Raw genomic sequence first — 12,261 nt, 5'->3', positions numbered from 1 at the left:
CATTGACTTTGTTGCGAACCACAATTAAATTTAGTTGCACACAACAACAAAATAAGAAGTCACCATGCAGCCACAGCAACTACGTCAACTTTCTCGCCAGCTCGTACGTCAACTTGGTTTATTCAATAGCCATTGTGGCAGCATGAAGCTGACCCCGGTTCAAGCACATACCTTGATCGAGTTAGAACAAGCGCCTTGCACGGTTAATCAAATGGCGGAAAGATTAAAGGTCGATAAATCAAATGCCAGCCGCACATTAGCGATACTGCTCAACTTAGGTTTGGTCACCACCACACCAAACCCTGATGATAGACGCAGCCAATTATCCCAGCTCACCGCAGAAGGCGAGCAAACTCTGGATGCCCTGCACGCACAATTGAACAATCACGTTCAGATCATTCTTGATCAGATGGACGCCGATGAGATTACTCAGCTTAAAAAAAGCCTTACCCGTTACACCAAAGCTATTCATGCTGTCGAGAAACAGTACGATTACCACATTCGCCCAATCCAACCTATTGATAACGCATCGGTTGCTGCCGTCGTTCGACGCGTATCAGCGGAGTATGGGCTTACTGCCGACAAAGGCTATGGTGTTGCAGATCCAACATTAGACAGCATGAGCTGTGTCTACAAAGCAGCTAACAGCCAATATTGGGTGATCGAAAAAGATAACCGTATTCTAGGTGGGGGCGGTTTAAGTCCATTGGCGGGTTCAGATAATCTGTGTGAGCTACAGAAAATGTATTTCTTAACCGAATTACGCGGAAAAGGATTAGCACGAGCCCTTGCCGTTAAAGCACTGAAATTTGCAAGGCTACAAGGTTATAAAGGCTGCTACCTTGAAACAACGGCCAACCTTATCGAAGCCATTGCGTTATATGAATCATTGGGGTTTGTGCACATTCCACACGCCATGGGCAATACCGGCCACGACGCCTGCGAAGTACGGATGCTAAAGACTTTTTAGCGTCCGTATTATAGATCTGGGCCGGCTTTTCTTACTATCTAGTACTTCATTACGAGTTCAGTTACCAAACTTCGTCATTCCGTAAAGTGAGGAACGAACTTATACGGAATCTAAGGAGTACACGGTTAGAACTGGATCCCGGATATTTCGTTCCTCAATTCCGGGATGACATGTTTAAGAGCTTCAACTATTCATTATTTATGTGAAAGAGTACTCGCTGGCTCAGCTAGTCTCTCTTCTATGCCTGATAGCTTTGGTAAAGATGATAGATGGTTAAACCCGCTACCAGCTCATCGTACGTTGCCGGCCCCAGGTATTTGACCTGCTTTTGATGTTCCGGTACCAAGGTAAAGCTGGAATTATCAAATCGGCCATCACCGGCATATTCCAGATGGACAAAAAATGCTGGCTTGCTACAACTGAGCATCACAAACAGCTGGCCATGGATCTCCGCCACTTCATAGCGCAGATCCGGTTCGACCAGCTCACACTGTTTCGGCCTTAGCGGCAAGTAGGTATTTTCAATCACCTCTTGACCAGATGTCAGATGAACATGGAAAAATCCATCAGCTTCATGCCTCTCAAGATCTTCCGCCAGCCATTGCCAGGTCACGACGTTTTCATCCGGCTCTAGATAGGTATTCACCGGCTCCCGATAGAGGATTTCGCCCTGCCAGCTTTGCCATACCACTTCCCCTTTCAGTTCAGCACTCTTACGGCTGTCGTTAATCAGGTGAAGGTCGATCCCCTTATCATTAGGGACAAAAGCTGCCAGCTGAGGCGCAAAGAAACGTCTTACATGATAATGAAGCTGTTTCCAGCGACCGCTGTATTCCAGCGATGACCACGAGCTGACTGGCCAGCAATCATTGAGCTGCCAGTATAAAATCCCTCTGTTCACTGGCTTGTGTGCCCGCCAGAATTCACTGGCCGTTTTTATCGCCAGTGCCTGCTGTACCTGGCTTAAATACAACATATTGGCAAAGCCGATAGGAAAACGGAAATACCGGGTAAACATCTCAGTAATTATCGAGTTACCGCGGCTATTCTTTTGATGCGATTCAAAACTTGGGGAAGTGATGTTCCAGTCTTTCTCTGGTACAAATGTCCGCACTGACGGCAATGATGGCCACGATTGAAAACCAAACTCAGAGCAGAAACGGGGTTTAACCTTCCGATAGGCGTCCAGATCTTTACCGGAATGCCACACATCCCAATAATGCATATCACCGCGGCGGTCATCATGCCAGGCATCGCCGAAGTCGAGTTCGCCATTACACGGAGAGCTTGCCCAGAAACGGCGAGCGGGATCTTCAATGTTCACCACTTCTGCCAGTGCCCGGTTCAAACGTTCATAATTGACCACATATTTTTCGCGGTTCTGGCGTGATTCCGGGTACCAGCCAATCGCACCGATCACTTCATTATCACCACACCATAATGCCAATGACGGATGATCTTTCAAGCGCCTTACCTGCCACTGTACTTCTTCTTGTACTTCGGCAATAAAATCAGGGGTGGCTGGATAAAGTGCACACGCAAACATCAAGTCTTGCCAGACCAGCAGCCCCAGTTCGTCACAAAGTTGATAGAAGATATCTTTTTCATACATGCCACCACCCCAGACGCGGAGCATATTCATATTGGCGGCAACGGCATCTTCGAGCAACTGCCGGTAACGTTGATTGTTCATCCGACTTGGCAGAGCATCCATCGGGATCCAGTTAGCCCCTTTAGCACTGATCGGCACATCGTTGACCTTAAACACCATGCTCTGCCCGATGTCATCGTCATCGGTACACAACTCTAATTTACGCAACCCGATTTTTTTATGAATTTGATGACCATCGGCTATTACTTCCAGCTCATATAAACGCTGCTTTCCATAGCCTGCCGGCCACCAGCGTTTTGGATGATCAATCCGAAACAGCACTGTTGCCTGTTTCGCTGTTCGATCTAAGGTTAAGTGATAAGTTTGGTCATCAAAGGTCACGGAGACTGATGCTAGCCCGGAGTTCGCCACAGCTTCATAGTGCACGGTAACCTCAACCTCACAGCGCCACTCCTGCCACTTTTGCCTGGTACTGACATGGCTGATCCGTACATGCTGGATTGGTTGCAGTTCAATATCACCATACACCCCCATCACCGACAGGCAAATCCCCCAGTCCCAGCCGGCATGGCACTGGGTTTTACGGATCGTATTCATGTGCGGGATTTGGTTATTTCCTTCGGCCCACGGCACAGGAAACGGTAATTTTTCGGCACGGGACTGAGCCGCCAAATCGGCTCGGTGCAACACAATTTCAATTCGGTTAACACCCACCAGCAAACAAGGTAAAATATCGACTTTATGGCGCAAAAACATATTGCTGAAATCAGCAACGGTATGGCCATTGATCCGGATTTCGGCAACGGTATCAAGATTATCCAGCACTAAATCCATTGCATTGCAGGCTAACTCATCAGCCGTCAGTTCAAAGCTTCGGTAGACGACCCAGTCACACTGGCTAACCCACTGCACCTTTGCTTCATTAATGGCCCAGTAGGGGTCGCAGATAATTCCAGCGCTAAGCAGGGCTGAATGCACATCACCGGGTAAGGAAACAGGTATATCAGAAATTGAAGAACGCTGTACACAGGTCAGTAACCACTGACCATTGAGTGAGATTGCCATCGCTAGCTCCAGGAATTATTACCAATTTTCACGGCGATATATTAAGGCGGGAAAAGAGCAGATGTAGCGGCTAAGCGCAAGATATAGCGCAATAAAATGTTTCAATCGCATCTCTGTGATCGAATTAAAACTTTTCTCTATTCTTTTTTGGCAAGAACAAAAAAGCCGGCCTCTGCCGACTTTTTTAAATTACCGATTAGGCTTAATCTTCTTCAGGCTCATCTTCTTCATCTTCGTCATCTTCACCAGATTCGAAGTAAGTGCCCCAGCCGTCATAATCAATGTTGTGCTTTTCTGCCAGTGCAATCAGCTTCTCAGTCTGATCATCAATTAACTCTGCGTTAAGTGCTGATTCCATAACGGCATCAAAACAAACAACTTTACCGCCACCGTCTTCAGGTGCTAGCTCAAGCTCTTCAGCTTCAAGCACTTCAAAACCCATTTTGAATGCTTCTGCCGCTGCGGCCTCCAGTTCAGCAAAGGTATCCGCTGAGAAGTGGTGCTCAATGGTATAAAGAGCTTCAGGTTCGCTGCCATCTTCCAGCAAAGCCGCAATAATATCGCGGGTCTCTTCCTTTTGCTCTTCAATCAGTTCTGCATAAGACATGGGGTAACTCCACCTATGGAATAAATTTTCACGCAAATATCGCATGGTTTGGCTGTAATTACCATATGTTAGTCTGATGGCCGGGGAAAATTGATCCCTGTCAAAGTTCGGTGTGATTCCCACTTCAGTTTAATCACTTTTTTATTGATAAACTAAGTGAATAATATTCCAGCTTATGCAGTTCCCCACAACTTCAAAATGCAGGTTTTACAGCCTAAAATCGCATAAGTACGCGGCCAAACCGTATTCTAACGGGTGATAAGTCGAGCGCGGCCTAAGACTTAGTCATTAATAGCCATTATTGCCACTGCATAATAACAATTAATTTTCAGAGCTCCATCAAAACATATTCACCCAGTTATTGGCGAGAAATACCCTAAAGGCTGATGGCCACTGACTTTTCAGGGGGATCGCGGCCCTGAAAAAGTGTGAACAACCCCAAGGTTACGCAGGCATTAGCAGTCTAAAATCAGGCCGTAAAACAACAACAGACTCGGCAGCAACGACTGCTGAGCGACAAATACAAACTTAAGAGAGATACGATCATGAATAAATTCTATGCCAGTTCTGGTGCAGAGCAGCTACGCTGCATCACCGAGCCCATAAGGCAAAGCTGACCCTAACCCCCTTTACATCCAAGAATACTTTTACTGAGCCCTGGCTTAGCAAACACTTTTACGCCAAATTCCAAACCTGGCGTGCTGGATCACACCTGAATGCAGAAATTAAGCATAGGGTGCAAGGAGACAATTATGACGACTCAAACGGTAACCAAGGAAGAAAAAGGTGGCTTTTTTGCCAACTTCAAATTCCCTTCCGCCTACACCATTTTATTTGCTCTGATCGCCATCGTGGCGCTACTGACCTGGATCGTTCCTGCTGGTCAATACGACCGGGTAATGAATGAAGAACTAGGCAAAGAAGTTCCAGTAACAGGCACTTATAAAGCGGTAGAAAGCAATCCTCAGGGTGTTGTCGATATTCTGCTGGCACCGATTGATGGGTTCTATGATCACAACTCATATGAAGCAGCAGCGATCGACGTATCACTATTCATTCTGGTCATCGGCGGTTTCTTAGGATTAGTTACCAAGACCGGGGCAATCGATGCCGGTATCGAGCGCGTTACAGCTCGTCTGCAAGGCCGCGAAGAGTTGATGATCCCGATCCTGATGGCACTATTTGCCGCTGGCGGTACGATTTATGGCATGGCCGAAGAATCACTACCTTTCTATACCTTGCTCGTTCCGGTGATGCTGGCTGCACGTTTTGACCCGCTTGTCGCTGCGGCAACAATTCTACTGGGTGCCGGTATCGGTACGCTTGGCTCAACCATCAACCCGTTTGCTACAGTTATTGCAGCGAACGCGGCGGGTATCCCATTCACGGACGGTATCTTACTGCGTGTTGGAATGCTGGTGATTGGCTGGTTGATCTGTGTCGGCTACGTGATGCGCTATGCAAAAATGGTACGTGCTGATAAGACCAAATCTATCGTTTATGACAAGTACGAAGAGAACAAAGCGCACTTCCTGGGCAATCAGTCTGGTGAAATGCTGGAATTCACCACTACCCGTAAAATCATTCTGGCTATTTTTGCTGCATCTTTTGGCATCATGATCTACGGTGTTGCGGTTGCAGGCTGGTGGATGGCTGAAATCTCAGGCATGTTCCTGGCGTCAACTATCATCATCGGCTTAATTGCGCGAATGAGTGAAGAAGAGCTAACATCCAGCTTTATCGACGGTGCCCGTGACCTATTAGGGGTTGCCCTTATCATCGGTATTGCTCGTGGTATCGTGGTTATCATGGACCGCGGTATGATCACCGATTCCATCCTCTTCTCTGCCGAACAAGCCGTCACCGGTCTGTCATCAATCGTATTTATTAACGTGATGTACTGGTTGGAAATTTTACTGTCCTTCCTGGTTCCTTCATCTTCTGGTTTGGCTGTGCTGACTATGCCAATTATGGCACCGCTAGCTGACTTTGCAGGTGTAGGCCGTGATCTGGTTGTGACTGCATACCAGTCTGCTTCAGGTATTGTGAACCTGATGACCCCAACCTCTGCTGTTGTTATGGGTGGCCTGGCGATTGCACGCGTTCCTTATGTACGCTGGGTAAAATGGGTAGCGCCGCTACTTGGTATTCTGACTGTACTGATCATGGCAATGCTAAGTGTAGGTGCGATGATCTAACCTTCGGCTAGATTTCCACCTCTAACAAAACCGCCGTCCGGCGGTTTTGTTCTTTCTTCACTTCATGTTAGTCCCGCTTCTGATCGCAAAACTCGCCTTTCTCCCAGCCCGAACAGTCCCTCTATTTATCCCGAAGACTGTTTAGACTGTTTATCTTATCTGGGTATATACCTCTGGTTGCCATTCTGCTCGTATTTATAAATGCACTCGAGAGGACCCGTCATTCAGGGTGAGATCGCGAACGTTTTCCTTGAAATTGAACTGGCTGTCATCATCTCGCATCTCGCATCTCGCATCTCGCAGTAACTTGGGTATATGCCTATCTCAATCCTCGCAGATATAATTTCAACTTCATGATAATGACAACTTTATCCACCTCGAGATAAAAAATTATTAAACTCTCTGATTTTCTTACCTCACCGTTATTTAAATAATCAATAAAAAAACACTTGGTAATAAAAAATACAAACCTAAACCCATTAATATGACCTCAAAAAAAGCATGTATTAAAACTACAAAACCAATAATAGGAAAAATAAAAAGAAAAAGTTTCGTTACTATTCCATTAACAACTGGAGTTTATTTAGATAGACAACCAGTTTAATTGCATAAGATTAGTTTTGGCGTGACCATATAACCTGGATATTTTTGAATAAAACTCCAAAAAACAAACCCAAGACCTGTCAAATCAACAACTTACATTGAGAGCGATGATTTTAAAGGTAGTCAGCCCACATAAAAACCCACTCATGAAAACCACCTACAAATGCATGAATAATGTTAATAAAATCGATCCTTTAGGTTGTCATGTTAATAAGTAAAATGTGACGAAGATCTTAGACTACTATTAGCTTAAGAGTAGAATTAACCCCAGAAACGAAGCGAAGAATTAAATAAACAAATTAATATCTTCGAGACGAAATAAATAAAGCTAGCGATATTACGCTGGCATAAAAATAGAGAGATACGATCATGAGTAAGTTCTATGTAGGTTCTGAAGTAGGTCAACTACGCCGCGTTCTTATCCACCGTCCAGAGCGTGCGCTAACTCACCTAACTCCTTCTAACTGCCACGAGTTATTATTTGATGATGTATTAGCAGTTGAACGTGCTGGCGAAGAACATGATGTATTCGCAAATACACTTCGCGAGCAAGGTGTAGAAGTCTTCCTACTACATGATATGTTAGCTGACACTCTTACTGTACCAGAAGCAAAAGAATGGTTGTTAGCTTCACAGGTTTCTGACTACCGTTTAGGTTCAGCTTTCGCAAATGATGTACGTTGCTTCCTCGCTGACCTGTCAAACCAAGAACTCGCTTCAATCCTACTTGGCGGTCTAAGCTATGCTGAGCTACCTGTTCAGTCATCTTCAATGATGCAGGGTATCCACGAGTCAACAGATTTCGTTATCGAACCACTGCCAAACCACCTGTTTACCCGTGATACTTCTTGCTGGGTTTACGGCGGTGTCTCTATCAACCCAATGGCTAAAGCTGCTCGTCAGCGTGAAACCAACCACCTGCGTGCAATCTACCGTTGGCACCCAATCTTCGCCGGCGAAGACTTCATCAAGTACTTTGGTGATGAAGAGAAGAATTACGACAACTCGACTATCGAAGGCGGCGACGTACTGGTCATTGGTAAGGGCGCGGTACTTATCGGCATGTCTGAGCGTACAACCCCACAGGGTGTTGAGCAGCTGGCATCTAGCCTGTTCAAACACGGCGAAGCGAAGCAAGTTATTGCTATGCAGCTTCCTAAGCACCGCTCTTGCATGCACTTAGATACTGTAATGACACACATGCGTGAAGATACTTTCTCTGTTTACCCAGAAGTTGTACGTAAAGACGTTCAATGCTGGAGCCTAACAGGTGACGAGTCTGGCAAGGTAAATGTTAAAGAAGAAGGTTACTTCGTTACTGCAATCGAAAAAGCACTGGGTGTAGGTCAATTGAACCTTATCACGACTGGTGGTGACAGCTTCGAAGCAGAACGTGAGCAGTGGAACGATGCGAACAACGTTCTGACTGTGAAACCTGGTGTTGTAATTGGTTACGAACGTAACACTTACACCAACGAGAAATACGACAAAGCAGGTATCACCGTTCTACCTATCCCAGGTGACGAACTAGGCCGTGGTCGTGGTGGTGCTCGCTGCATGAGCTGCCCAATCGAACGTGATGGTATCTAAGTCTAACGGCTAATACCTAACACCACACAATATGGCCGGTATCAACGCATATCGGCCCATAAGAAATAAAACCAAGAGAGACGATCCCATGACCAAGCAAACTGTTGTTGTTGCACTTGGTGGTAATGCCCTACTACGTCGCGGCGAGCCACTAGAAGCAGATATCCAGCGCCAGAACATTGCTACGGCAGCAAAAACCATCGCTGAAATCGCGAAAGAATATAACGTCGTGTTGGTACACGGTAATGGCCCGCAAGTTGGCTTACTGGCACTACAAGGGTTGGAATACAAGAAAGTAAGTCCATACCCGCTTGATGTACTGGGTTCAGAAACCCAAGGCATGATCGGTTACATCTTGATGCAAGAACTGAAAAACCTTCTGCCAGAGCAGAACGTGTCTTGCATGCTTACGCAAATGAGCGTTGATCCAAACGATCCCGCTTTTGCTGACCCGACAAAGCCTATCGGCCCTGTTTACAATGAAGCAGAAGCCCGTGAACTGGCTGAAAAATACCACTGGACAGTAAAAGCAGATGGTGAGTACTTCCGCCGTGTCGTACCAAGCCCACAGCCTATCGGCATTATTGAAGATGACGCCATTACGACCCTGATCAAACAAGAGCACCTAGTGATCTGTACTGGCGGCGGCGGCATCCCGGTGAAGAAAGAAAATGGCAAGCTTGTTGGCGTAGAAGCGGTGATTGACAAAGACATGTCAGCAGCCTTCTTAGCGAAACAGCTTAATGCCGACGCACTGTTAATCCTTACCGATGCAGATGCTGTGTTCCTCGACTGGGGTAAACCAACGCAGAAAGCACTGCGTAGCACGACCCCAAGCGAATTAGCGCAATACGCTTTTGATGCGGGCTCTATGGGGCCAAAAATTGATGCCTCTTGCGAGTTCATCAATCAAGGCGGCAAATTAGTTGGTATTGGCTCACTGGAAGCGGGTTTACGCATCCTTAAAGGTGAAGCTGGCACAAATATTATTGCAGGATAACGGAATAGTTATTCACAAAGACCCAATTATACGATAAACAATATATATTGAAGGCCGACACTTCGCATCGTCATAACAGAGACAGCGCGTCGGCCAGAGAGATACCGATTCTTAAGAGGAAAACATCATGGCTTTTAACCTTCGCAACCGTAACTTTCTAAAATTACTAGACTTCACTCCACGTGAAATTCAGCACATGCTAGAACTAGCAGCTGAACTTAAAAAAGCGAAGTACAACGGTTACGAGCAGCCTCGCCTAAAGGGTAAGAACATTGCGCTTATCTTTGAAAAAGCGTCAACTCGTACTCGTTGTGCATTTGAAGTTGCGGCATATGACCAAGGCGCTAACGTAACTTACTTGGGCCCATCTGGTTCTCAAATCGGTTACAAAGAGTCAATGAAAGATACTGCACGCGTTCTTGGCCGTATGTACGATGGCATTGAATACCGTGGCTTCGGTCAGGAAATCGTTGAAGACCTGGGCGCTTACGCTGGTGTTCCAGTATGGAACGGCCTGACTGACGAGTTCCACCCGACTCAAATCCTAGCTGACTTCCTGACTATGCAAGAGCACGGTCGTGGCAAGCAACTGCATGAAATGACTTTCGCCTACCTGGGTGATGCACGCAACAACATGGGTAACTCCCTAATGGTTGGTGCTGCGAAAATGGGTATGGACATCCGTCTAGTTGCTCCTAAAGCATTCTGGCCTGAAGAAGAGCTAGTTGCTCAATGTCGCGCTATCGCTGAAGAAACTGGCGCAAAAATCACAGTAACTGAAGACGTTCAAGAAGGCGTTCAAGGTTGTGATTTCCTATACACTGACGTATGGGTATCAATGGGTGAAGCGAAAGAAGCATGGGCTGAGCGTATCAACCTAATGATGCCTTACCAAGTAAACATGGAAATGCTAAAAGCAACTGGCAACCCACATGTGAAATTCATGCACTGCCTACCAGCTTTCCACGGTGAAGACACTGTTGTTGGTAAAGAGCTTGCTCAAGAATACCCAATGCTTAAAGACGGCGTTGAAGTAACTGATGAAGTGGTTGAATCTAAGCACTCTATCGTATTCGACGAAGCTGAAAACCGTATGCACACTATCAAAGCAATCATGGTAGCAACACTAGGTCAGTAATCGACTCTCTTGAGTTTTAAAGATTCGACGTAGAACCCCTTAAAGCTCTTATAATTAATGCCGTCCTTTGAGACGGCATTTGCATTTAATGCCACAATGAAAACCACACCAGCACAGCTAATTAACTTTTGTTTTCAGTAATTTAACACCAAAAACCTCGCACACAGAACTAACTTACTCCTGCATAAAATTCCATAAGATGAATACTTCAGGCAAACGCTTGCGCTCACAGAAAATGGGCGTATAATCCTTCGCAATTTGTCAGAACAGAGTTAAAAAATGAACCAGGCAGTTAAGCACAACTTGACTCACAAACGTCGAAAATCGGCGTTGGTTTTATTTTTCTGTTTTTTTGATTTTTTTAAAAAGAGCCTCCTTTTTTAAGGGGGCTTTTTTTTGTCTGCTTTTTGCGTGAGAGCCGACAACTTTAAACGTTTATCTGGCAGAGATTACATTCGATGAATACATTGGATGGAAGAGCACCAGAAAAGGTTTAAAAACATTTCTATCAGTTATCTATTATAGGGAAGAGAAGCCATGGCGAACTCGTTGTTTCAAAAACACATCATCTCCATTCCGGAATTAAACCGAAGTGAACTTGAACTTATTGTTGAAACTGCAGGAAAGTTAAAAGCAGAGCCAAATCCAGAACTACTTAAAAATAAGGTCGTGGCGAGCTGTTTCTTTGAGCCATCAACACGTACTCGCCTCTCTTTCGAAACAGCAGTACAGCGCCTGGGCGGGACGGTTATCGGCTTTGATAACGGCGGCAACACATCCCTGGCGAAGAAAGGGGAAACACTGGCTGACTCGGTGCAAGTGATTTCTTCTTACGTGGATGCTTTTGTCATGCGCCACCCGCAAGAAGGTGCTGCACGTCTGGCCTCTGAGTTCTCTAACGGCGTACCGGTTGTCAACGGCGGCGACGGTTCTAACCAACACCCAACCCAAACGCTGTTGGATCTGTTCTCTATCTTCGAAACCCAAGGTCGTCTTGACAACCTTAACGTAGCATTCGTGGGGGATTTGAAATACGGCCGTACAGTACATTCACTGACCCAAGCGCTATCGAAATTCAATAACATCAACTTCTTCTTTGTTGCGCCTGAAATCTTGGCCATGCCAGATTACATTTGCGAAGAGTTAGACCAAGCCGGCATCAACTACAGCCTTCATGCCACCATGGAAGAGGTGCTCCCTCAGCTCGATGTTCTGTACATGACTCGCGTTCAGAAAGAACGGTTTGACGAATCAGAGTACGCGCACATGAAGGCCGCTTACATCCTGACGGCTCCCATGCTGGCTGAAGCGCGTGACAACCTGAAGGTATTGCACCCATTGCCACGTGTCGATGAAATTACCGTCGACGTAGATAAAACCAAGCACGCTTACTACTTCCAGCAAGCAGAAAACGGTGTTTACGCACGTGAAGCACTACTGGCACTTGTACTAAACGAACAACTTTAAGCAGGAGATGA

At 46.0% G+C, this 12,261-nt stretch carries 8 protein-coding genes; 6 read left to right on the top strand and 2 right to left on the bottom strand.

Annotated features, from left to right (window positions below):
* The first annotated feature begins 64 nt into the window (after positions 1-64).
* On the top strand, positions 65-970 hold the full coding sequence (locus tag C9I89_RS18570; RefSeq protein ID WP_107284811.1) for a bifunctional helix-turn-helix transcriptional regulator/GNAT family N-acetyltransferase: 906 nt from the start codon (positions 65-67) through the stop codon (positions 968-970).
* Between the two features lie 238 nt (positions 971-1,208).
* Here C9I89_RS18570 and C9I89_RS18565 read toward each other — a convergent pair whose 3' ends face one another.
* Together C9I89_RS18565 and rraB are read right to left on the bottom strand one after the other, a co-directional pair.
* On the bottom strand, positions 1,209-3,647 hold the full coding sequence (locus C9I89_RS18565; RefSeq protein ID WP_107284810.1) for a beta-mannosidase: 2,439 nt from the start codon (positions 3,645-3,647) through the stop codon (positions 1,209-1,211).
* A 202-nt stretch (positions 3,648-3,849) separates the two neighbouring features.
* On the bottom strand, positions 3,850-4,254 hold the full coding sequence (gene rraB / locus C9I89_RS18560) for a ribonuclease E inhibitor RraB (RefSeq protein ID WP_107284809.1): 405 nt from the start codon (positions 4,252-4,254) through the stop codon (positions 3,850-3,852).
* A gap of 752 nt (positions 4,255-5,006) precedes the next feature.
* Between rraB and C9I89_RS18555 the strand changes: the two genes are divergently transcribed.
* The 5 genes from C9I89_RS18555 (at position 5,007) to pyrB (ending at position 12,250) form a co-directional block, all read left to right on the top strand.
* Entirely contained in the window at positions 5,007-6,452 is a 1,446-nt protein-coding gene (locus tag C9I89_RS18555; RefSeq protein ID WP_107284808.1) for a YfcC family protein, read from the top strand.
* A gap of 972 nt (positions 6,453-7,424) precedes the next feature.
* Positions 7,425-8,645: an arginine deiminase gene (gene arcA / locus C9I89_RS18550; protein WP_107284807.1), complete on the top strand. Its 1,221-nt coding sequence runs from the start codon at positions 7,425-7,427 to the stop codon at positions 8,643-8,645.
* An 88-nt stretch (positions 8,646-8,733) separates the two neighbouring features.
* Positions 8,734-9,645 (top strand): carbamate kinase, encoded by a 912-nt coding sequence (gene arcC, locus C9I89_RS18545; RefSeq protein WP_107284806.1) that lies wholly within the window; start codon positions 8,734-8,736, stop codon positions 9,643-9,645.
* A gap of 127 nt (positions 9,646-9,772) precedes the next feature.
* Positions 9,773-10,783 carry an ornithine carbamoyltransferase gene (locus C9I89_RS18540; protein WP_107284805.1) on the top strand — a complete coding sequence of 337 codons (1,011 nt, stop codon included), beginning with the start codon at positions 9,773-9,775 and terminating at the stop codon, positions 10,781-10,783.
* A 537-nt stretch (positions 10,784-11,320) separates the two neighbouring features.
* Entirely contained in the window at positions 11,321-12,250 is a 930-nt protein-coding gene (pyrB, locus tag C9I89_RS18535; protein WP_107284804.1) for an aspartate carbamoyltransferase, read from the top strand.
* Positions 12,251-12,261 lie beyond the last annotated feature (11 nt).

The organism is Photobacterium lipolyticum (genome assembly GCF_003026475.1).
Lineage (GTDB): Bacteria > Pseudomonadota > Gammaproteobacteria > Enterobacterales > Vibrionaceae > Photobacterium > Photobacterium lipolyticum.
This window is presented reverse-complemented; position numbering and strand designations above follow the sequence as displayed.